The organism is Arenibacter sp. S6351L, from assembly GCF_023016025.1.
GTDB classification, from domain to species: Bacteria; Bacteroidota; Bacteroidia; order Flavobacteriales; family Flavobacteriaceae; genus Arenibacter; species Arenibacter algicola_B.
Genome location: NZ_JALKBB010000006.1, coordinates 1 through 22,450 on the forward strand (window position 1 = coordinate 1; position 22,450 = coordinate 22,450).

The 22,450-nt window shown below is 39.8% G+C and carries 25 protein-coding genes and 1 tRNA gene; 9 read left to right on the top strand and 17 right to left on the bottom strand.

The features are described 5' to 3' along the window. Positions 1-121 precede the first annotated feature (121 nt). Positions 122-198, bottom strand: a tRNA-Arg gene (locus tag MWU82_RS06415). Between the two features lie 85 nt (positions 199-283). On the opposite strand from MWU82_RS06415, the gene MWU82_RS06420 reads away from it, so the two are divergent. Continuing rightward, positions 284-796, top strand: a complete 513-nt coding sequence (locus tag MWU82_RS06420; RefSeq protein ID WP_247095729.1) for an adenine phosphoribosyltransferase — start codon at positions 284-286, stop codon at positions 794-796. Here the strand turns inward: MWU82_RS06420 and MWU82_RS06425 are convergent. Continuing rightward, on the bottom strand, positions 793-945 hold the full coding sequence (locus MWU82_RS06425; RefSeq protein WP_247095730.1) for an SsrA-binding protein: 153 nt from the start codon (positions 943-945) through the stop codon (positions 793-795). The genes MWU82_RS06420 and MWU82_RS06425 overlap by 4 nt on opposite strands. Before the next feature lie 226 nt (positions 946-1,171). Between MWU82_RS06425 and MWU82_RS06430 the strand changes: the two genes are divergently transcribed. Next, a complete protein-coding gene (locus tag MWU82_RS06430; RefSeq protein WP_031442810.1) occupies positions 1,172-1,591 on the top strand; it encodes a nucleoside-diphosphate kinase in 420 nt (139 codons plus the stop codon). 71 nt (positions 1,592-1,662) lie between these two features. Here MWU82_RS06430 and MWU82_RS06435 read toward each other — a convergent pair whose 3' ends face one another. Genes MWU82_RS06435 through MWU82_RS06445 form a run of 3 tightly spaced genes read right to left on the bottom strand, consistent with a single transcriptional unit; the run spans position 1,663 to position 3,459 of the window. Continuing rightward, positions 1,663-1,959 (bottom strand): DUF721 domain-containing protein, encoded by a 297-nt coding sequence (locus MWU82_RS06435; protein WP_215946394.1) that lies wholly within the window; start codon positions 1,957-1,959, stop codon positions 1,663-1,665. 2 nt (positions 1,960-1,961) lie between these two features. Next, on the bottom strand, positions 1,962-2,378 hold the full coding sequence (locus MWU82_RS06440; RefSeq protein ID WP_215946395.1) for a lipocalin family protein: 417 nt from the start codon (positions 2,376-2,378) through the stop codon (positions 1,962-1,964). Between the two features lies 1 nt (position 2,379). Further along, positions 2,380-3,459 (bottom strand): DNA replication/repair protein RecF, encoded by a 1,080-nt coding sequence (locus MWU82_RS06445; protein ID WP_215946396.1) that lies wholly within the window; start codon positions 3,457-3,459, stop codon positions 2,380-2,382. 124 nt (positions 3,460-3,583) lie between these two features. Between MWU82_RS06445 and MWU82_RS06450 the strand changes: the two genes are divergently transcribed. The 7 genes from MWU82_RS06450 to MWU82_RS06480 all read left to right on the top strand — a co-directional run bounded on the left by MWU82_RS06450 (position 3,584) and on the right by MWU82_RS06480 (position 9,765). After that, a complete protein-coding gene (locus MWU82_RS06450) occupies positions 3,584-4,348 on the top strand; it encodes a tetratricopeptide repeat protein (protein WP_215946397.1) in 765 nt (254 codons plus the stop codon). 1 nt (position 4,349) lies between these two features. After that, entirely contained in the window at positions 4,350-4,829 is a 480-nt protein-coding gene (gene ribH / locus MWU82_RS06455) for a 6,7-dimethyl-8-ribityllumazine synthase (RefSeq protein WP_215946398.1), read from the top strand. Between the two features lie 135 nt (positions 4,830-4,964). Further along, positions 4,965-5,255 carry a riboflavin synthase subunit beta gene (locus MWU82_RS06460; RefSeq protein WP_215946399.1) on the top strand — a complete coding sequence of 97 codons (291 nt, stop codon included), beginning with the start codon at positions 4,965-4,967 and terminating at the stop codon, positions 5,253-5,255. Then, complete coding sequence (mutL, locus tag MWU82_RS06465) at positions 5,255-7,108, top strand: DNA mismatch repair endonuclease MutL (protein WP_247095732.1); 1,854 nt, start codon at positions 5,255-5,257, stop codon at positions 7,106-7,108. The genes MWU82_RS06460 and mutL overlap by 1 nt, the downstream gene beginning before the upstream one ends. Then, positions 7,109-7,855: a rhomboid family intramembrane serine protease gene (locus tag MWU82_RS06470; RefSeq protein WP_215946401.1), complete on the top strand. Its 747-nt coding sequence runs from the start codon at positions 7,109-7,111 to the stop codon at positions 7,853-7,855. It abuts the gene before it with no gap. Further along, positions 7,855-8,727, top strand: coding sequence for a rhomboid family intramembrane serine protease (locus MWU82_RS06475; RefSeq protein WP_215946402.1), 873 nt, complete (start codon positions 7,855-7,857; stop codon positions 8,725-8,727). The genes MWU82_RS06470 and MWU82_RS06475 overlap by 1 nt, the downstream gene beginning before the upstream one ends. 3 nt (positions 8,728-8,730) lie before the next feature. Beyond that, on the top strand, positions 8,731-9,765 hold the full coding sequence (locus MWU82_RS06480) for an endonuclease/exonuclease/phosphatase family protein (RefSeq protein ID WP_247095733.1): 1,035 nt from the start codon (positions 8,731-8,733) through the stop codon (positions 9,763-9,765). Positions 9,766-9,860: 95 nt separating this feature from the next. Here the strand turns inward: MWU82_RS06480 and MWU82_RS06485 are convergent, their stop codons facing one another. The 12 genes from MWU82_RS06485 to MWU82_RS06540 all read right to left on the bottom strand — a co-directional run bounded on the left by MWU82_RS06485 (position 9,861) and on the right by MWU82_RS06540 (position 22,449). After that, complete coding sequence (locus MWU82_RS06485; RefSeq protein WP_215946404.1) at positions 9,861-10,610, bottom strand: DUF1080 domain-containing protein; 750 nt, start codon at positions 10,608-10,610, stop codon at positions 9,861-9,863. 90 nt (positions 10,611-10,700) lie between these two features. After that, entirely contained in the window at positions 10,701-12,014 is a 1,314-nt protein-coding gene (locus MWU82_RS06490) for a Gfo/Idh/MocA family oxidoreductase (protein WP_247095735.1), read from the bottom strand. Between the two features lie 222 nt (positions 12,015-12,236). Next, complete coding sequence (locus MWU82_RS06495; protein WP_247095737.1) at positions 12,237-12,545, bottom strand: DUF6122 family protein; 309 nt, start codon at positions 12,543-12,545, stop codon at positions 12,237-12,239. Then, positions 12,538-13,170 carry a WbqC family protein gene (locus tag MWU82_RS06500; protein ID WP_247095738.1) on the bottom strand — a complete coding sequence of 211 codons (633 nt, stop codon included), beginning with the start codon at positions 13,168-13,170 and terminating at the stop codon, positions 12,538-12,540. The genes MWU82_RS06495 and MWU82_RS06500 overlap by 8 nt, the downstream gene beginning before the upstream one ends. Positions 13,171-13,274: 104 nt before the next feature. Further along, on the bottom strand, positions 13,275-15,005 hold the full coding sequence (gene lepB / locus MWU82_RS06505) for a signal peptidase I (RefSeq protein ID WP_215946407.1): 1,731 nt from the start codon (positions 15,003-15,005) through the stop codon (positions 13,275-13,277). 85 nt (positions 15,006-15,090) lie between these two features. Next, positions 15,091-15,792 carry a 4-hydroxy-tetrahydrodipicolinate reductase gene (dapB, locus tag MWU82_RS06510; protein ID WP_215946408.1) on the bottom strand — a complete coding sequence of 234 codons (702 nt, stop codon included), beginning with the start codon at positions 15,790-15,792 and terminating at the stop codon, positions 15,091-15,093. A 3-nt stretch (positions 15,793-15,795) separates the two neighbouring features. Continuing rightward, positions 15,796-16,443, bottom strand: a complete 648-nt coding sequence (locus tag MWU82_RS06515; protein ID WP_247095739.1) for a DUF5683 domain-containing protein — start codon at positions 16,441-16,443, stop codon at positions 15,796-15,798. Continuing rightward, positions 16,436-17,362 carry a ParB/RepB/Spo0J family partition protein gene (locus MWU82_RS06520; protein WP_247095741.1) on the bottom strand — a complete coding sequence of 309 codons (927 nt, stop codon included), beginning with the start codon at positions 17,360-17,362 and terminating at the stop codon, positions 16,436-16,438. The genes MWU82_RS06515 and MWU82_RS06520 overlap by 8 nt, the downstream gene beginning before the upstream one ends. After that, positions 17,362-18,135 carry an AAA family ATPase gene (locus tag MWU82_RS06525; RefSeq protein ID WP_215946410.1) on the bottom strand — a complete coding sequence of 258 codons (774 nt, stop codon included), beginning with the start codon at positions 18,133-18,135 and terminating at the stop codon, positions 17,362-17,364. Before MWU82_RS06525 ends, MWU82_RS06520 begins: the two co-directional genes overlap by 1 nt. Before the next feature lie 354 nt (positions 18,136-18,489). Further along, the gene (scpA, locus tag MWU82_RS06530) at positions 18,490-20,664 is read right to left on the bottom strand and encodes a methylmalonyl-CoA mutase (protein WP_247095742.1); all 2,175 of its coding nucleotides are present in this window, start codon (positions 20,662-20,664) and stop codon (positions 18,490-18,492) included. Between the two features lie 77 nt (positions 20,665-20,741). After that, positions 20,742-22,124: a methylmalonyl-CoA mutase subunit beta gene (locus MWU82_RS06535; protein WP_247095744.1), complete on the bottom strand. Its 1,383-nt coding sequence runs from the start codon at positions 22,122-22,124 to the stop codon at positions 20,742-20,744. Further along, positions 22,117-22,449, bottom strand: a complete 333-nt coding sequence (locus MWU82_RS06540) for a septum formation initiator family protein (protein WP_215946413.1) — start codon at positions 22,447-22,449, stop codon at positions 22,117-22,119. Before MWU82_RS06540 ends, MWU82_RS06535 begins: the two co-directional genes overlap by 8 nt. Between the last annotated feature and the right edge of the window lies 1 nt (position 22,450).

A 22,450-nucleotide genomic window follows, 5' to 3' on the forward strand; every position in this document is an offset into this window, starting at 1 on the left:
CAAATAAGAAACCCCGCAGTTATCGCTGCTGGTTCTTTGTTTTACTTCAAAACCTCAAACTGCGTTTGGCTTTTTCCGCAAAAAAAAGAACCACGACTAAAAAGACGTGGTTTCTTGCTTGTGGTGACCTCGACTGGATTCAAACCAGTAACCTTCTGAGCCGTAATCAGATGCGCTATTCAGTTGCGCCACGAGGCCATTGTAAAAATTCATTTTTCCCGTTTAACGGGCTGCAAATATATTTCTTTTTAAATTTACCACAAAATTACAGCAACCAAAATAAATGGATTTAAAGAAATATATTCGGGATATCCCGGATTTCCCAGAAAAAGGAATCTCCTTTAAGGATATTACGCCCTTATTACAGGATGCTAACGCCTTGGCGATCGCAGCCGAAGCCCTGTTTGAAATGATCAAAAATAAAAAGGTAGATAAAGTAGTGGGTATGGAGAGTCGCGGGTTTTTCTTCGCACCCCTATTGGCAACCCGACTCAATGCCGGCTTTGTCCCCGTTAGAAAGCGCGGAAAGTTGCCGCATCAAACAATTAGTGAGCCCTATGCCCTGGAATATGGTACGGATGTTCTGGAAATTCATGTGGATAGTATAATAAAAGGGGAGAAGGTACTTATTCATGATGATGTACTGGCTACCGGAGGGACAGCAAAAGCTGTTTGTAAACTTATAGAAAAGTTGGGTGGAGAAGTAGTGCAGTGCAACTTTTTGTTGGAACTAAAGTTTTTAAAGGGCAGGGACAAGTTGTCCGATTACCCCATTGAGGCCCTTATACAATATTAATCCAAGGCATTCGTGGTTACTAAGTAACGCCAACCTATAATGGCCATTTGTATTTTTGTGGCCTTTGAAAGGTCTAGCTGTTTTTTTGAATAGGACGGCAATACCAACTTATTTAATTTTGCCAGAAGTTTAAAGAATTTTTTTTTCATCCGTTACAATTGTTTTTGGGATTGGATCCTAAAGTTAGTGGCTTATGTTCATATTGGTACAAATATAGGGACTAAGTGGAAAAAAGGTATATGGTTTTGATTTGTAGGTTCAAATGCACCTTGAAAAGGGTGTCATCATCGATAAAGTGTATTATAGATCATAAGATGTACCCCAAATATTGTGAGTTTTAGAATAAAACGTATTTTTGCGCAAAATTTAAGAGTAATGAGCACAAATAGAACATTTACCATGATTAAGCCCGATGCCGTTGAGAATGGACACATCGGTGGAATTTTGGACAAAATAACTTCGGCCGGATTCAAGATCGTGGCAATGAAATATACGCAATTGAGCAGAAGGGATGCACAAGCGTTTTATGCAATACATAAGGAACGTCCTTTTTTTGGGGAATTGGTTGATTTTATGACCAGAGGGCCAATTGTATCCGCTATCCTGGAAAAGGATAATGCGGTTGAAGATTTTCGCGCCTTGATCGGTGCAACAAACCCTGCAGATGCTGCAGAAGGGACTATACGAAAATTGTTCGCTACCTCAATAGCTGAAAATGCGGTACATGGTTCTGATAGTGACGAAAATGCTGCCATAGAAGGTGCATTTCATTTTGCTGGAAGGGAAATTTTCTAAGAACCTATTTTCATATTATTAAAAAACACGCCCAAAGGCGTGTTTTTTTTGTGTTAATGTAAATCGGAAACTTATCTCAGAACAATTTTTGTGATTAGATCCTTTCCCAATTCCTCGTTCAATAATTTTATGATCTTGGATTTGCCCAAGCTTAGCTCCTCTCTAAGTACGGATGAAGATAGTGAAACAAAAAGGGTGTCGCTCCGTAATTCTATGGCCGTAGTATAGTTGTTAACACCATTGCCCATGAGATTTATCCAAGCTTCACGAGCATTTACACGGTCCATTCCCTTTTGTAATTTATTTTCAGAAATAAATTCCTGCAGGGCTTCACCAAGCCTAAGGTTGTCGTTTTTTCTCTTAGCCATTTTTACTCAATATTAATGGGTTCAAATCTTTTGTAGTGGTATTTTATGTTTTCCTCACTTAGAACTGTAAAGTTATTCTCCGATAGATTCACAATTTTTTCATGCCATTCGCTCAGATCTGTTGCGTAGTTTATGGTAAAAACACCGTCTTTCTCATAAATAGTAAACAATTCCGCATCATTGGAAGTATCGTAGGTTCCGTTAAATTTTGGTTGTACCTTTTTTCGATATCCCTTTAGGTCGTTTATTTCAATGTAGTCTATACTGGTATTAACTGTGTATTCCTTTTCGCTGCCATCCGGGAAAGAAACTTTTTCTATCTCCCAGTAGCCGTTCAAATAGGGTAAATCCAGTTTATCCACTTTATTTTGGCAGCCAGCAAGGCCAATTAAGATAACTATAATATAAACATATCGCATACTACAATTTAAATATTTTATAGGATTGATGTATTTTTTTTACAACTTCCTCCGTTCTATCGGCATGGGTGTCACTAAGGAATATTTGTCCAAAATTTTCTTCATCTACCAAATTAATGATATGGGCCACCCGGTTTTCGTCCAATTTGTCAAAAATATCATCTAAAAGTAACAAGGGCGTAGTTCCGGCCTGTTTTTTTATAAAGTAAAATTGTGCCAGTTTTAAGGCGATCAAGAATGATTTCTGCTGCCCTTGGCTACCAAATTTTTTTATTGGGTGACCATCTATCTCAAAGTTGAGGTCATCTTTATGTGTGCCAACACTTGTGTATTGAAGGGCTTTATCCTTTTCCAGACTCCGTTCCAATAAAGTTAAGAGATCGTTGTCCAATAACTTGCTATCATACGTTAAGTTTACGGGCTCTTTTCCGCCCGAAATGGCAAGATACTGTTCCTTGAATATAGGTATGAACTCTTCCAAGAATTTGGCCCTTTTTGAAAAAATTGTACTTCCGTATTCCTGAAGCTGTTCATTATAGATGGCCAAAGTGGTTTTGTCAAAAGTCTGGTTAACGGCAAAATACTTTAGAAGGGAATTTCTCTGACTTAGGGTTTTGTTATACTTGATCAGATTTTGTAGGTAGTCCTTATCGGACTGTGAGATTACACCATCCATAAACTTTCTTCTGGTTTCACTGCCTTCAATGATCAGGTCACGGTCTGCCGGCGAAATAATGACCAAGGGCAGAAAGCCAATATGGTCAGAGAATTTATCGTAAGCCTTGCCATTGCGTTTGATGATTTTCTTCATCCCCTTTTTTAGGCTGCAGAGAATCCTTTCTTCCCTGTCATTTTTTTGAAATTCCCCATCGATCACGAAAAAATCCTCTTCGTGCTTTATATTTTGGGTAGCAACTGGATTAAAATAACTTTTTCCAAAGGAAAGGTGGTAAATGGCATCCAAAACATTGGTTTTACCAACCCCATTATCGCCCACGAAACAATTTATTTTGGCATCGAATTCGAAATTTTCGGACGCAAAGTTTTTATAATTAATAAGTGATAATTTCTTTAGAAACATTCTGACTTGTAAAATATTTAATTTTATTCCTCCCGGAAACTATAAAATATCCAAAAATAACGAATAAATACCCGTTCGGTTTTGGATAAAAACTTTATTTTTGCGCGATTAATAAAATTCAAAAATGGCAACATACAAGAAAAGAGGTTTTAAACCTAAAAATAAAGAAGAGGAGATTTTGTTGGATGAGCAGGAAAGTACAACTGCAGAGGTATTTAGTTCGTTGGATGAAGGAGCTTCCAGATCGGAGGAATGGGTTTCCAGAAATCAAAATTATATTCTTGGTGTAATTGGGGTGATTGCCGTGGCTGTTTTGGGTTATATGGCGTATTTTCAATTTGTGGAGAAGCCAAAGGAAGCAAGTGCTGCCAATGAAATGTTATATCCACAACAATATTTTGATCAAGCATTAGCGGCTACCGCTGAAAAGGATTCCCTATTTACCCTAGCCTTGAACGGGGCAGAAGGTAAGTATGGATATTTGGATATAATTGAAGAGTACAATGGTACTCCTGCAGCCAATTTGGCCAAATATTCGGCTGGGATGGCTTATTTGAATATGCAGAAATATGACGAAGCCATAAAGTATTTGGAAGGATTTTCATCCGATGATTTAATTTTGGGTGCCTTGGCAAAAGGTGGTTTGGGTGATGCTTTTCTTCAATTGAACCAGCCTAGTGATGCCTTGGGATATTATGAGCAGGCTTTTGCCCATAGTGCCAATGACTTTACAACTCCTAAATTTTTGTATAAAGCTGGTGTTACCGCTTTGGAATTGAAGGAAAATAGTAAGGCGCTAAAATATTTCCAAAGAATAAAGGATGAATACCCAAGCTCGGATGAAGCTAGGACTATTGATGCATTTATAGGTAAGGCAAAAAACAACTAGTATGGCTACGGCTAATAAAAATTTATCGGCTTACGATAAAACAACAATCCCAAACGCGAAGGATCTTCGGTTTGGGATTGTTGTTTCAGAGTGGAATGAGACAATTACCGAAGGACTTTACGATGGGGCTATGGAGGCGCTTTTGGATTGCGGTGCCAATGCGGAAAATATTATTCGATGGAACGTTCCTGGGAGTTTTGAACTTACCTTTGGCGCCAAGAAAATGATAGAATCCAAGAAGGTGGACGCTGTTATTGCCATAGGAAGTGTAATTCAGGGGGAGACCAAACATTTCGATTTTGTATGTAGCGCTACTGCACAGGGGATAATGGATTTGAACGTAAGGACCCAAGTTCCTGTTATTTTTTGTGTTCTAACGGATAACAATATGCAGCAGGCTATAGACCGTAGTGGGGGTAAACATGGTAATAAAGGAGCCGAGGCGGCTATAGCGGCCATAAAAATGGCAAGCCTTCGCTAGTTTCCAAAAATTTTCTTTATTGAGCTTGTTGGTTTTGATGAAAAATAGGCGTATTTCCTGTAATTGTTAACATTTTTTGGCAAGGGATTTAAGGCATGTTTTTTGTTTTTGAGTAACTTTGAAACAATAAGGATTATGGGAAAGTTTTCGAAATTACGCAAAAATAAAAAGTTCAATTATACACCTCGCTACTTCAACGATAAAGGTGAGGGAAGTCCGTACAAAATAGAACATAAACTAGACAAATTTAGACCTACTATGGACGGTCGTAGCGGGCTTAAAGGCAAGTTCGGTAGGGCTATGGACGATCTGAAACAATCCGGAAGCCGAAATCAAAAAATTAGAACCCTTATAATAATTGCCGTCCTGATTCTTATTTTTCTTTACATCATAGATTTCGATCTATCTATCTTTATAACTCGATAATGGCAGATATTATTAAGCTTTTGCCAGACCATGTTGCCAACCAGATTGCCGCAGGGGAAGTAGTTCAACGTCCGGCCTCGGTAGTGAAGGAGCTTATGGAAAATGCTATAGATGCAGGGGCTTCTACCATAAAATTAGTGGTGAAGGACGGTGGAAAAACACTTATCCAAGTAATTGATGATGGCGTAGGAATGAGCGTTACCGATGCCCGACTAAGTTTTGAGCGGCACGCAACATCCAAGATTCAAAAAGCGGAAGATCTTTTTCAGCTGAATACCAAGGGTTTTAGGGGAGAGGCCTTGGCCTCCATTGCCGCTATTGCCCATGTGGAAATGCAGACAAGAACGGCTGATGATGAGGTGGCTACGCATATTAAGATTGAGGGCAGTAAGATTATATCACAAGAAGTGACCGTGGCTCCGAAGGGGACCTCTATGATGGTGAAGAATTTGTTTTTTAATATTCCCGCCAGACGAAATTTCCTTAAATCCAACAATGTGGAACTGCGTCATATTTTGGATGAATTTCACAGAGTAGCCCTGGCCCATTCATCTATCAATTTTCATTTTTATAATAACGGAAGTGAATTGTTCAACCTGCCCAATTCCAATAGTAGGCAGCGAATTGTGAATATTTTTGGTGCCAAGACCAATGAAAAGTTGGTCCCGGTAAATGAGGATACACAAGTAGTACAGATAAGCGGTTATATAAGTAAGCCGGAATACGCAAAAAAGAGTAGGGGAGAGCAGTTTTTTTTTGTAAACAATAGGTTTATAAAAAGCCCATACCTGCATCACGCTATTTTGGGAGCTTTTGATGGACTTATCAAAAAGGAAAACCATCCGGGGTATTTCTTGTATTTAACCGTGGATCCGGGTTCTATCGATATCAATATCCATCCTACCAAAACGGAAATTAAGTTTGATGATGAGCATACCCTTTATGCCATTTTAAGGTCTACCGTGAAACATAGTTTGGGACAATTCAACGTAATCCCGTCCTTGGATTTTGAGCAGGATCAAAATCTGGAAACGCCATATGACTACAAGAATAAATCTGCGGAATTGCCCAGAATTAACGTGGATTCGAGTTTTAATCCTTTTAAGGAAGGCTCAGGAACCGGAACGGCACAACGGCCAAGCTTTCAAAAACAGAATACAAAAAGTTGGGATAGCTTATATGTTGGAATGGAATCCAATATAGGGAAGAATTCTGGGTTTAGTAGTGTAAGCTTCGAATCCGATACTATTACAGGTTCTATTTTTGAGAATAAAAAAGAGACCATTGACACTGGTACGACCACTTTGCAATTAAGGAGAAAATACATTGTGACCACAATTAAATCCGGCATGGTGGTCATAGATCAGAGTAGGGCGCATCAAAGGGTACTCTATGAAAAGTTTTTGAAAAATATAACCATCAAGGAGGCAGTTAGCCAACAACTGTTATTTCCCTTATCTTTGACGTTTTCCAAATCCGATTGCGCTATTATTGAAGAAATTCAGGATAGTTTAACCACGGTAGGGTTTGTTTTTGATAGTATTAGTGGGGAAGAGGTAACGGTAACAGGGGTGCCCCTGTCCGTCCCGGAAAGTGAGGTAGGGATTATTCTAGATCAATTGATATCGGACTATCAGCAGGATTTTGTGGTTGATGGCTTTTCGCAGACCGATATATTGGCAAAAACCTTGGCCAAATCCTTATCGGTAAAAACAGGAGAGATATTGGACAGCGATTCCCAGTTGGCTCTGGTAAACGATTTGTTTGCCTGTAAGGAATCTGGGGTAAGTCCTTTTAATAAACCAATATACGTCACCATTACCGAGGACGATATTGATAAAAAATTTATATAAATGGGTAGGATTACGGACGCAGTAAAGCATTTGATAATTATAAATGTGTTGTTTTTTGTGGCAACTCAATTATACGGTGATCAAATGTACCAATGGTTTTCCCTTTGGTTTCCGAAAAATGAAAATTTTGGGTTTTGGCAGGTTATATCGCACATGTTTATGCATGGTGGATTTATGCATATTTTGTTCAATATGTATGCTCTATGGGCCTTTGGTTCACCACTGGAGCGTATGTGGGGAAGAAATAAATTTTTCTTCTTTTATTTCTCGGCAGGAATCGGGGCTGCCTTGATCCACACAGGCGTGAACTACTATTATTTTAATCAAGGGTTGGACGCTCTAGTAAGTTCAGGAATTCCCAAAGAACAGATAATGGAAATTATTACTGGTGGCAAATACAGTCCCAGTTGGTACGATGTAGCCTCCAAGAGTACCATAGATAATTTTTTGGGTGCTTATAATACTCCTGCGGTAGGAGCTTCCGGTGCCATATATGGTGTTTTGGTGGCCTTTGGAATGTCTTATCCCAATAGTGAACTTTTTTTAATGTTTATTCCAGTCCCTGTAAAGGCCAAATATTTTATCCCTGTATTAATTGGGCTTGATTTGTTTTCAGGGGTAACGGGGTATTCAATTTTTGGAAACGGAATAGCTCATTTTGCCCATGTCGGCGGTGCGTTATTTGGGTTTATAATGATGTGGTATTGGAAAAAAAATCAGTTTAACAACAATCGCTGGGACAGGTAATGGGCAATCAGAATATTAGGTATTATTACAACAGGTTAAATATTGCTGAAAGGCTTATAGTCATTAATGTGGCGGTATTTATTCTTAGTGGATTGCTAAAGATATTGTTTGGTTTTTCTGGGGATAGCATTATTGGATGGTTTGAACTTCCAAAGGACTTTTTTCATTTTCTAACCCAGCCATGGTCCATTGTCACCTATTCTTTTTTTCATTCCGGGTTGGGCCATATTTTTTGGAACATGTTGATGCTGTATTATGCGGGTAGAATATTTATGAACCTCTTTGATAATCGCAGGTTTCTCAATGTGTACTTTTTAGGGGTAATTCTTGGGGGAATGATATTCTTATTGAGTTATAATATATTTCCCGCCCTATTGGGTATAAATACATCCTTGATAGGTGCCTCTGCCGGGGTTACTGCTGTACTAATATTTGTTTGTTCCTATTTGCCCAATCAGGAGGTGAGAGTTATTTTTTTTAATGTAAAACTGTGGCATATAGGGGTCTTTGTTGTGCTGTTGGATCTTATTCAAATTTCAATGGGAGGTAATGTAGGAGGCCGTTTGGCCCATTTGGGCGGTGCCGCATTGGGTTATTTTTATGCACGCCAGCTTATTAACGGCAACGATATAGGTAGCGGTTTTGCCAAGTTTTTGGATGCCATTGCCAATTTATTTAAGCGAAGTGAACGAAAAGCACCCTTAAAAACGGTTTATCGCAAAGAGAACCGAGGAGGGGCCAGTACAGAAAATTATGATAAAGAAAGTCGGCAACGTAAAATAGATGCTATTTTGGATAAGATTAGCAAGTCTGGTTACGAAAGTCTTTCCAAAGCTGAAAAGGATTTTTTATTTAAGGCAGGAAAAGAATAAAACGTGAAGAACCTTAATTTTATTGATAAATTCTTGTTCTTCATAAATGCGATTTTTGCACTTCTGTTGTTTATTTCTTGTTTTGTGCCACAAATTTCTGTGACACATTTTGCTTATTTTTCTATTCTGAGCCTTACGGTACCTGTATTGGTTCTTTTCAATTTACTTTTTTTGACCTACTGGCTGTTTAAAAGAAAGAGGCAATTATGGCTATCTGCCTTTGTATTGGTGCTTGGTTATTTCTTCTTGGGAAATTTTTTCAAGTTTAAATTGGCCGAAGAGGAAATCAAGGAAAAGGACCTGAGTATCATGAGTTACAATGTTAGGGGATTCAATAAGTACGACTTGCTTAATGACCCGTCGGCTGAAGGGCGTATAATGGAATTTATTACCTCTGAAGCCCCTGATATATTATGTATTCAGGAGTTTAGCCGTATTAAGGATAGGCAGCTAAAGAAGATGTATCCCTTTAAATTTATTACCGGCTATAAATCTAGTGAAAAGAGATCCGTTCAAGCCATTTATTCAAAATTCGTAATAATCAATAGTGGATCCTTGGATTTTCCCGATAGTGGAAATAATGCCATTTTTGCCGATATCGTTGTTAACAAGGACACCTTAAGGCTATATAACCTTCATTTGGAGTCTCATAGGATCATACCTAGTGTAAGGCGATTATCAAATGAACCCAAGGCGAGGTTGCTGAAAAGGTTGAGCAAATCCTTTGCAAAACAGGGAGAGCAGGCGCAATTGGTGGAGAAGCATATGGAAGCCGCGCCCTATAAGAAAATTGTATGTGGGGATTTTAACAACACCCAATTTTCCAATGTCTACAAGGTAATCAAAGGGGATATGAACGATTCCTTTACCGAACAGGGAACAGGTTATGGCCGGACCTTTAATTTTAGATATTACCCTGTTAGAATAGATTTTATTTTGGCCGATGAAGCTTTTGAAATTAAGGCCCATAGAAATTTCGACATAAAATTATCGGATCATTTCCCGGTAATGGCATCGATTAAAATAGACTCCAATTAGTTTGTTTCCCACAAAATAAGAACCCTAACTTTTTTACCCTTTACGGTTCCTACTTATTATAAGCGCTAGGAACTGTTCCAATCGTCAACGAGCCGTTAAAATACTTTCTTGGCAGTTTGTTCCTCCGATGTAACACCGGGTGGTAATTCTATTATTTTAAAATTTTTAAACTGGATTTCTGCACCTTCGGACTCCAGGCATAAGTAACCTTTTTTGATGGACGATTTGCTTATGCCATTTACAAATTTACCATTTACGGAGAGTTTTATGGTTCCATCTACACATACCACTTTGTAACTGTTCCATTGCTCCTTGCCAAGTGCCCTATTTTCGATGGATTTACTTCTGGTGCCCCTAGGGTTGTCGGGTGTTGTTTTAACTCCGCCAACGCCAAAAAGTTCGCCGTGTACGTATGCTATGGGAGGCTTTACCCCATCACGTATATTTTGGTTTACCCAATCCAGTTCCAGCATTTGCACTTCCACGCCTCCCGGTAAGCGATCTTTTTCGCCTGGTATGGCATCGCTCCACACAAATACTCCAGAATTTCCACCTGCTTCCATATGTCGCCATTCCACAAGCATGATAAAGTTCTCATATTGCTTTTCTGAACGCATAACGCCAATGGGCAGACCAGAACAAATAAGTATGTCCTTTTCTTTTCGCCAAGTTTCCGGATCTGTATTTACATTGATCCAGTTAATGGGTTTCTCTTTTACCTTTTCCTTGCTGGCCAATTGTTCCAAAGTGGTTTCGGTACCAAAGCTTATTGGTTTGCTTTGGGCCAAGGCATTTAAACTTGTTGCCAAGGTAAACAACAGGCAAAGGTTTGTAAATATCTTCATTGGGTTGTTTGGTTTATGTTAATTGATTGAATGCCTTGGCTCATAATACTATTTTGACAGGATGTAGCGTCTTAAGTACGTTTGGGTAAATTATATAAATTTAGTTTTGCCGGGAACGGCCACGGGTTGTGTTGGCCATTTTAAATCCCAATTATATTCATCCACTTTGGGACCTAGGCTTTCCTGTGAATTAAAGGCCTGTTCCCAGCTAATGGTCTGGCCGGTATAGCCAACCATACGTGCCCATATGGCCAGCATGGTACTTGTGGCCATCCATTCGCCATTGTTGATCGGATTTCCATTTCTGATGGAAGCGAAAAGCTCATCGTGCTCTGTCTGGAACATATTATTTCTTTCACCGTCATATGTCCATTTGTTCTTTCCTGTTATTTCGTACTTACGACCAATATGTACTATGGCACTACCCTCACTGCCAAATACTTCAACACTATTTTTGTGGGACGTATCACTTTGTTGTCTAGTAAAGTGGTACCCTTTAGCCCCGTTGTCGTATTCGAATTCCACGGCAAAATGATCAAATATATTACCGTATTTTTTGTCTACCCTAACTTGTCTTCCCCCAGTTCCAGTGGCACTTATGGGCATTTTATCTCCCATCACCCAAGACATCATGTCTAAACTATGAACGGCCTGTTCCACGACAAAATCCCCCGATAACCAATTGTAATAATACCAGTTGCGCATGTTGTATGTCATATCGGTCCAGTCTGGTTGTCGTTCCTTGTACCAAGCTTCCCCTCCATGGCGGAAAGTGGTAACGGTTCTAATATCTCCAATAGCTCCATCCAAAACGCGGCCATATACTGCCCTATTGGGATAGTCATACCTAAAACAGAAGCCGGATACCAGGGATAGTTTTTTTTCTTTGGCCATTTTTGCTGCAGCAAGCACTTTGTGCACGCCGGGAGCATCCACTGCCACCGGTTTTTCACAGAAAACATGTTTTCCAGCATTAACAGCTGCGGTTAGATGGTCTGGTCTAAATGCGGGTGGTGTAGTTAATAAGACCACATCTACGCCAGATTCAATTACTTTTAGATAGGCATCGAAACCTATAAACTTCTTCTGCTTGTCCACTTTTATTTTGTCGCCTGCAATCTTCAACAGCGCGGAATGCGCTTCCTCCAGTCGATCTTCAAAAACATCGCCCATGGCATAGAGAACTACATTGGGGTCGGCTTCCAAGGCTTGGGCGGCAGCTCCGGTTCCCCGTCCGCCACAACCGATGAGGCCTACTTTTAGAGGGGAGTCCTTATATGCAGTTGTAGCTCCAAAAGAAATAGCAGGATATGTCAGCGAACTCCCTATAATTGCTATCCCCGATTTTTTTATAAAATCCCTTCTTCCTGGGGTAGGAGAGTGCGTAGATGTATGGTCTTTCATTTTATTGTTGTCAATTAGATTTACTCTTGTTTAAAGTTCATACAAAATAGCAATAATTTTCTTAAGTCCTTAAAATGGTCTTTTCCCGGTTTTTTATTGTGGTAGTCTTATTATTAGGAAGAATATTGAGTGGTAATGGGTAGTGAGGCCAATTAACGATATATGGATAAAACAGGAGGCAGGTGTAGTTTGCCAACCGTAAATGGGTGTCATGAAAGGACCTTACATTAAGTAGCAGTCTACGGTGTCTGCCAATATGTGTATTAAAAAGGCAATTCCGAAGATCCTGGTTTTTGTAAAAAAAAGTAATAGGAAGTAACCGGCAATGGCCCAATACATATGTAAGGGGTGAAAGTTGATACTGCATCGGCCTGGGTCAAAAATGGGGTCTGCCAATAGGTGATCTAAATCCAAAAGAATTCCAGCCAACAGTATCAAGATTATTTTTAGGCGGTGTTCCTTAAAGAAAACCAGACCAATAATAATTGGAAGTATAAAATGAATTCCATAATGCAAACAAAACCTAAGCATTGGATAGGTTTAGGTTCAAGTTTTTTAGATGGGTCAAGGCGTTGGTACCTTCATTGAACAAAAGGTCCAAAATACTTAGATTAGGAATAAAGTCATTTCTGTCCTCAAATACTTGTACATATTGTGCCTGTTGAAATTGAAGCTTTGTTTTGGAATTGATTAAAGTCCTCCCGTCAATTTTGTCGGTAACATCAACCTCAAATACTTTGGTCCTGTCCAAGGGCATTTTAATTTGCAAACATTCGCATATGGTCTCGATTGTTTTCAAATTAAAATCCATTAAAGAGTGGAATGTATTGTGGTACAATGGGGCAATATCATCTTCATAGAACTCGAAGAAGGGAGAGGTTCTATACGCTGTTTCCAGGGTTCGCCAATGTTGTCTCTGCCAGGGATAATCGTTGTCCATTTGTACATCACTGTACCTTTGCTTCCCTTTTTTGTTACCAACGTGTTTTATGGGTATTGTGAGCATGTGCATCCCTAGGTCCGTACAAATATAACACCTGTTTCGAAAAGTTTGTTTTTGAAAATTGTCCATTACTTCCCAACAAATATCATTTTGAACAATAGCGGCAAAATTGGCGATATTGGGAAAATAACCAGGATGAAGCAGAAGTGTCATAGTTTCTATGATTGATCAATGTAATAATTGTTTAATGTATCAATGGGATATATGATAAGTTTGAATTGAACAATTGGTACATTTAATTATTTTTAATGGATGCTTTAACCATCCACTTTCTTCTTTTTCCTAAAGAAATCAAATATGAACCAGGCGGCCAACAGGATCAAGAAATACTTAAAGTAGGAGGTAGGCTCACCATCTCCGTTTACAGTAGTAAATACCCTGTCCCATCTTACCTTCCAGTTACTCATGCCATCGTTGATGCCATCAATACTCATCCATATAAAAATAGGGGTACCTACAATGTGGTCTTCAGGGACATAGCCCCAGAATCTACTGTCTTCGGATCTATGTCTGTTATCTCCCATCATCCAATAGTAATTCTGTTTAAAAGTGTAGGAATCGGCAACTTCGCCGTTAATGAGGATTTGATTTCCATTCACTTTAATGTCATTTCCTTCGTATTCCTTAATTATCTTTTCATAAATGGGGAGTACCTCTATGTTAATGGGAACCGTTTTTCCTTTTTCGGGAATATATATCGCACCCATATTGTCCACAGTACCTGCATGCGCTGCATTTTGTGGAAATACGGAGGTATCGGGATTTTTATAGGAAAATTTGTTGATAGAGGTAATTCCATCCTTACCTGTATAGCTTTTGGCCTCTGCCTCGGTTAAATTAAAGAGCGCCATATTCTTCATGTCCTCGGACTTTAAATAGTCCTTCACCTTTTGGTTGCCCACATTGCCCGCGTAATAGGTATAGGATGAATCGGATTTTATTTTTTCCAAATTCATGGCTTGTATTACCTCGGTAGCCCGTTCCTGTTGGAGAGAGCTGTTGGGAACGCGTATTACATTTCCGGATAGGTTCTCCCTGCCCAAAAGTTCTATAGCGGCATTCGAAAATTGTCCGTCTACGGTAACCGTATGCAAGAATTCTGGCTTTGCCCTATAAGGTAAAACGGTTTTTTCCCCGTTGATGTAAACATAGCCATCTTTAATGGTCAACGAATCTCCAGGTACCCCAACACAACGTTTTACATAGTTGGATTTTTTGTCGATGGGTTTGCGTACCCCTTGCTGTTTTTTAAAGAACTGGTATACGGTATCTGCCGGCCAGCTAAATACAACAATATCGTTTCGTTTTACTTTTTTAAACCCGGGAAGTCTTAAATATGGTAATTGTAATTTATTCCAAATAGAAGTTTTGTAGGTAGCAGGGTCAACATCCGCAACATAGGATCTGGTCTTTAGTACGGGAAGCGTATCGTGGACCATGGGTGCGGCAACAGTGGTCATTGGTATCCTTGCCCCATAATGAAATTTACTTACAAAAAGGAAATCACCGACGAGCAGGGTTTTTTCCAAGGAACTGGTGGGGATAACAAAGGGCTGTATCAAATAGGTGTGGACCAAAGTAGCGGCTACAATTGCAAATACAATAGAGCTAACCCATTCACCGAGTGCGGTTTTGGGATGAATGTCCCTGTTTTCAATATATTTTACGTCCTCAAAATAGTTTACGTAATAGATATACAGTCCTAAAGTTAATATGGCCAGCCAGGTATCCAGCAAACTATTTTTCCCAAAACTTCTAAGGGTTTCGACCCAGACCACGGGAAACATCAATAAATTAATGATCGGGATAAAAAGTAAAATAACCCACCATTTCGGCCTATTGATAATCTGCATCAGCACAATGGCGTTGTAAACTGGGATTGCAGCTTCCCATGCTTTTCTTCCTGCTTTTACATATAATTTCCAGGTACCTAAAAAATGTATCACCTGAATAATTAAAATAAATATAATCCACTGAGTGCCGTTCATATTGGTAATTATTATCTAAAGATTGATAATTGTAAAAGTATTGATCAATCGTTAGGTCATTTTAAGTCGTTCTTTGTTACGTTATTTAACTAAGGTTTAACACGTCCTTCATTGTGAAAACCCCTGTTTTTCCAACGATCCACTCCGCAGCAATCACTGCTCCTAGAGCAAAACCTTCCCTATTGTGGGCGGTATGTTTAATTTCAATGCCATCCACTTCGCTTTCATATGAAACGGTGTGGGTTCCGGGAGTATCGGCGATACGCTTGGCCGTTATGGGAATTTCCTTGTCCCCCGCACTGTCCAATTTCCAATTGGTGTAATTAGTGTTGTCAATAACACCTTCGGCGAGAGTAATGGCCGTTCCGCTAGGGGCATCCAATTTTTGGGTATGGTGGATTTCTTCCATGGCAATCTGATATTGCTCTTGGGATGCCATCAATTTTGCCAAATAGGAGTTTAGCTCAAAAAAAAGGTTGACACCCAGACTAAAATTGGAGGCGTAAATGAATGCTCCATTATTTTTTTTACATAATTCCACGGCTTTTTGGTAATCCTGAAGCCAACCCGTAGTTCCGGAAATTATGGGAACATTGTGTTCCAGACAGTTTTTAATGTTTCCATAAGCGGCGTTGGGCATGCTAAAATCGATAGCAACGTCTATTTCGGAAAAATTTATATCAGTAGCGTCCAAATCAATTTTAGCTACAATATGATGGTTTCTTTTTAGGGCGATCTTTTCAATCATTTTACCCATTTTACCATATCCGAACAAGGCAATATTCATAAATTAAAACTTAATGGTTAATGCCATACCATAAACTGGTTTGGCGGTAATAGCGTCCATGTCCAAAAATGGTTTAAAATCCATACTAAGGTCATCATCCACGTTAAATTGTTTTAAATGCGAATCCACATTGGCATCCACAATATTCAGGGCGTACATCCCAATGGTGACAAGAAGCCATAAATCCCGGTCTTCCTGATATCTTTCCTGTGCACTTTCCAACGCTGCTTCCGAAAAATCAGGATCTGCCCCAGGGGCATTGGGTGTTCCCAGATCATAAAATTCATCATCCGTAAAACCGGCCTGGCGGCGTTTGAATGCCGTTCTAAAACGGTCATAGAGGTCGTCGTTGTATATATAGCCATATATTCCACCACCAATAATGGCATAAACAATGGGGGCTTTCCAATAACGTTTGTTATATATTTGGCCAAGTCCGGGGAACACAGCGGAGTAGAAGGCAGCCTTACTTGGTGCCAAAGGATTAATGGCTTTTTTTTTGACTTTAAGGGTGTCGACCACGGTAACCCCCTCTTTTTTAAGAGAGGTTCTAATAGAATCGGATACCTGGGTATTGTTTTCTTCCTCCTGCCCTAGTCCAAAGGTGATAAAAAGAAAATATATAGCCAGTGATACAAGATATTTACTCACCCGTAATCAATTTTTTTAACCGATTGAATTCTTCCTTGGAGTGAAAGGGGATGGTGATTTTGCCTTTACCTTTTTCAGAGGCCTTAATGTCTACTTTTACGGATAAATAATCCGAGAACGTACCAAGGTTTTTGCTAATAAAATCAGGGCTTATGGCAGCTTTCTTTGAATCTTTGCCAGATGGGGCCGCTACCGGTGCTACGTTGGTGTTGCCTTCCTGATAATCCTTTACAGCTTTTTCCGTATCCCTCACCGATAGATTTTCGCCTACAATTTTTTCGTAAAGGGCAATTTGGTCCTGTTTTTTTTCCACATTGACCAATGCCCGTCCATGGCCCATGCTAACAAAACCGTCACGTATACCGGTTTGTATAATGGGATCCAATCGTAACAAGCGCAAATAGTTGGTAATCGTAGAGCGTTTTTTGCCAACCCTTTCGCTCATCTTTTCCTGGGTCAATTGTATTTCATCGATCAATCTTTGGTAGGATAGTGCAATTTCAATGGGATCTAAATCCTGTCGTTGAATGTTTTCAACCAAGGCCATTTCCAGGGATTCCTGGTCGTTGGCAATACGGATATAGGCGGGTATGGTTTCCAGTCCAATTAATTTGGATGCCCTGTACCTACGTTCCCCTGAAACTAATTGATATTTGTTGAAATCCAGCTTTCTTACCGTTATTGGCTGTATTACTCCCAATTCTTTGATGGAAGAGGCCAATTCCTGCAGTGCTTCATCATTGAAATTGGAACGGGGCTGAAATGGATTCACATCTATGGAGTCCATATCCAATTCCACAATATTGCCCACAACCTTATCGGCATTCTTGTCGGTGGCCGACTGAATATCGTTTTCCGGGTCTTTCAATAGGGCTGATAATCCGCGGCCCAACGCTTGTTTTTTTATTGCTTTCGCCATTATACTGTCTCCTTGTTTTTCACAACTACTTCATTTGCCAAATTTAAATAATTGGCAGCTCCTTTGCTACTGGCATCATATTTAATAATGCTTTCCCCATAACTAGGGGCTTCGCTCAACCTTACATTTCTTTGAATTATGGTATCGAAGACCATTTCGGAAAAGTGCTTTTTTACCTCTTCCACTACTTGGTTGGAAAGCCTTAATCTGGAATCGTACATGGTAAGTACCATACCTTCTATATCCAATTCAGGATTGTGTATTTTTTGAACACTTTTAATAGTGTTCAATAATTTGCCCAATCCTTCCAATGCAAAATATTCACATTGTATAGGAATCATAACAGAATCGGCCGCAGTAAGGGCGTTTAATGTTAAAAGACCTAGGGAAGGCGCACAATCTATAAGAATATAATCGTACTTGTCCTTAAGATGGCGAATGGCATTTTTCATCATATATTCCCTGTCGTCCTTGTCTACCAATTCAATTTCGATGGCCACAAGATCTATATGTGCCGGGATAAGATCTACATTTGGGGAGGAGGTCTTAACGATGGTTTCTTCGGCTGTTTTGGTGTGTTCCAATAGTTGGTAGGTTCCCAATTCAATACTATCCACATCCAATCCTAGTCCGGAAGTTGCATTAGCTTGGGGGTCAGCGTCTATTAGTAATACTTTTTTTTCCAATACACCCAAAGAGGCGGCTAAATTTACCGAAGTAGTAGTTTTTCCTACACCACCCTTTTGATTAGCAATAGCAATTATTTTGCCCATTATCATAGTAAGTTAGGGGGTAAAAATACGATTATTTAAGTTGTTATAAAATGTATTTTGTTAACACTGGGTGAATAACTGTAGTCTTTAAAGTTAAAGTACGTTAAAGTTGTATGGGATTTGTTGTCAGGCCATTAGAGGTTTATTGTTTTTTCATGATTCACTTATACACAACTTGTTAATGGGACCCAATAATTAAAATCGTGGGTCACCTTGTAGGAAAATTGTAGAACTAGGCCCCAAAAAGGCAGGGACATTGGTGGAATAACCCAACTCTTGAGCTTATTTCCTAATTGTGGTCCAAGCTTAACTTTGAAGTTTAAACCCGTTTTATCCGTTCAAGGACTACAGATATTATGTGCTTAGGATTTTCAAAATTTCGATGGCCGTATCGCTTATTTTTGTGCCCGGACCAAAAATTGCCGCGGCACCTGCTTCATACAAAAAGTCGTAATCCTGTTTGGGTATTACCCCGCCCACAATTACCATAATATCGTCTCGCCCATAGGCTTTTAATTCCTGTAGTACCTGTGGTACGAGGGTCTTATGTCCGCCGGCCAAGGAAGAGATTCCCAGAACATGGACGTCGTTTTCCACGGCTTGTTTTGCCGCTTCCGCTGGAGTCTGGAACAAGGGGCCAATATCCACATCAAAACCTAGATCGGCATATCCCGTTGCCACAACTTTAGCACCACGGTCGTGACCGTCCTGCCCCATTTTGGCAATCATTATTCTAGGCCTACGGCCTTCCTGCTCGGCAAAACTGTCGGCCATTTCCCTAGCTTTGCCAAAGCTGTCATCCCCTTTTATTTCTTTTGAATACACCCCGGTAAACGAATTTATAATTGCCTTGTGCCTCCCAAAGGCATTTTCCAAAGCTGTGCTGATCTCACCCAGTGTAGCTCTTGCCCTGGCGGCCTTTATAGCTAAAGCTAGTAAATTTTCCTCTTCCAGAGCATTTATGTTGGTAGTTTTGGATGAATTGGGCTTCATTCTTTCTTTTGCAACATTGGTAAGTGCCAAAAGTGATAGTTGCACTTCATGTTCATTTCTATTAGCCTTGACCATTTCTAAACGTGCCAATTGCTGTTTTCTGACCTCGGCATTATCCACCTCCAATATTTGAAGGACATCTTCTGTTTTGGACAAGTATTTGTTAACACCAACAATGATATCCCTACCGCTATCTATACGGGCTTGTTTTTTTGCAGCGGCTTCTTCTATCCTCAATTTTGGAATTCCAGCGTCGATTGCCTTGGTCATTCCCCCCAATTCTTCCACTTCTTCTATAAGGGTCCATGCCTTTTGTACAATTTCGTCCGTTAATTTCTCTACATAATAACTTCCGGCCCAAGGGTCTACAGTTTTAGTGATTTCGGTCTCCTTTTGCAAATATAATTGAGTGTTTCTGGCAATACGCGCAGAAAAATCCGTCGGGAGGGCTATGGCCTCATCCAAGGCATTGGTATGTAGGCTCTGTGTGCCGCCAAAAACTGCAGCGGCCGCCTCAATGGTCGTTCTGGTGATATTGTTGAACGGGTCTTGTTCGGTAAGGCTCCATCCGCTGGTTTGGCAATGGGTCCTTAGGGTGAGCGACTTTTCATTTTTTGGATTAAATTGTTTTACCAATTTGGCCCAGAGCATTCTGCCGGCCCTCATTTTGGCAATTTCCATAAAATGATTCATCCCAATTCCCCAAAAGAAGGATAATCTTGGGGCAAAATCATCAATACTCAATCCTGCTTTTAAGCCGGTTCTGATATATTCCAGGCCATCGGCCAAGGTATAGGCCAATTCAATGTCGGCAGTGGCCCCGGCCTCGTGCATGTGATAACCGGATATACTTATGCTATTGAATTGGGGCATGAACTTACTGGAATATTCAAAAATATCGGCAACGATCTGCATAGATGGGGCAGGAGGGTAGATGTAGGTGTTCCTTACCATAAATTCCTTAAGAATGTCGTTCTGTATGGTTCCCGAGAGATCTTTTGGTAAAACTCCCTGTTCCTCTGCAGCTACGATATAAAAAGCCATAATAGGCAACACTGCTCCGTTCATGGTCATGGAAACAGACATCTCATTCAATGGAATATCCTGGAATAAAATTTTCATATCCTCCACGGAATCAATGGCAACGCCGGCTTTACCAACATCGCCCACCACTCGGGGGTGATCACTATCATATCCTCTATGGGTTGGTAGATCAAAAGCTACGGATAATCCTTTTTGACCAGCCTTAAGATTTCGTCTGTAAAATGCATTGCTTTCCTCTGCTGTTGAGAATCCTGCATACTGCCTTATAGTCCAAGGTCTACTGACATACATGGTGGAATAGGGTCCGCGGAGAAAAGGAGGTATGCCCGCGGCGAAATTTAAATGTTCCATACCCTCAATGTCTTCCTTGGTATATTTTTTTTTCAGTATTATTCCTTCCGCGGTCTCATATGGCAAAACGGAGTCTTGATCCAGAATATTCTTTTCTGGAACGGACTTCAGTTGAATATGTTGAAGATTTTTTCTTGCCATGTTTTTGTTCGTCTTGTCCTAATCTATACTTGTCTGTTTGGAAATAAAATAGTCCTTTGAAAATAGTCTTAACAGCTTTATTCAGTTTTCAATCGCTCCTGTTCCCATTCTTCGGCCAATCTTTTTTCTAATATTGGTTCTATCAAAGTTTTGCGGGTATTGGTTTTTACAAAGGGGTATAATTCCAATTCCTCCTTCATTTTATCCAATCTGGATGCATATTTATTGGTGCCTACGAGGATTTTATCGCGACTGTTAAAACTTTCTTGTTCTTTGGTGGCGCTTTCCTTTATTTTTTTCTGAATTAGATGTTCCTTCAATTGTACAAGAAATCCACCACCTGCTTCAATTTGTTTAAATAATTCCAATGCTTTGGACGAGAGTTGCTGTGTTACGGACTCAATATAATAGGCCCCGTCGGCCGCATTGTTCACCTTGTCCAAATAACTTTCATTTTTTAAGATCAACAGTTGATTTCTGGCCATTCGCTCCGCAAATTCATTGTCCTTATGGTAAATGGCGTCATATGGCGTATTCAATATCGTGTCGGCTTCCCCTAAAATGGCCGACATACATTCCGTTGCAGAGCGCAGCATATTGGTATTGTAATCGTACAAGGTTTTATTTCTTAGAGTGGGCGTCGCTATAATATGGCAATGCTCCAAAGCTCCATATTCACTTGCAAGGGTCGCGAACAAAATCCGTAGGGCCCTCAACTTTGCTATTTCAAAGAAATAGTTGCTCCCAACCGGGACTTTAAAGGTTATAAATGCACTTTTTAGTTTGTCCTTATGGTGGTCGTTTAAGTGATTCAGGTATTCATTGGCATGTGAAAGGGCATAAGCCAATTGCTGTACCATATTGGCTCCGGCATTACCATAGAGTGTCACATCCACTCCCAGGGTTTGGTCGTGATTTAAATTTAGAATTTCCCCTAATATTTTGTGATCTTGATCAAGGTTGTATTGCCAGTTTCCATTTCTGGCCAAATGACCAATAATGTCGATGTTGGTAAAGATCTTATGATGATGGTTTACGGTAGCCGCCAAAAGCGTTTCAACAAAAGTGAAGGATAGAAATTGAAGGTTAAAATGGATAAAGGTTTGGCCGAGGTCTATTTCATTAAGAAGTTCATGAATATTTATTTCCGTGGAAGGTATGGTTAAATAGATGCATTCAGCGCCCCTACTTATGGCATCCAAGGCTTTTTTGTTGGCCATTTGGGCATTCCCAGCGTATATGCCCTGTGCAATGTTCCAGCCATTATCTCTTGGTAAAACGGATATCTCGAGCGACTTTAGGTCTTCGGAGTTGTAGAACGGTTTTACCTTAATGCCTTCGGGAGATTCCCAAACCAATTTATTGTTGTAATCCTCACCTTGCAACTCGTACTGGATCTTTTGCTTCCAAGCCTTGGAAGAAATCTCATGAAAATCGCTAAAGAGTTCGGAGTTACTCATCTTCCTTGGTTTTTACACTATCCTCATATTCAATTAAATAAATTTCTTCATTTTTCTTTTTTAGATAGTATTGTTCCCTCGCAAATTTTTCCAATTCCTCGGGGTCCGATAGCTTCTCTATAATTTTTTTATCCTTGGCTATCTCTTCATGCAGAAATTCTTTCTGCTTTTCCAGATTGTTTATTTGTTTTTTAAGCTCCCAATGTATGAGAAGGGAGTTGGTGTCAAAAAAAACCATCCAAACCACAAAAACCGTCAATACCAATACATACATATTGGTGACCACCCCAAACCATTTTTTCTTTCTTATCCCTTTTATTCCCATT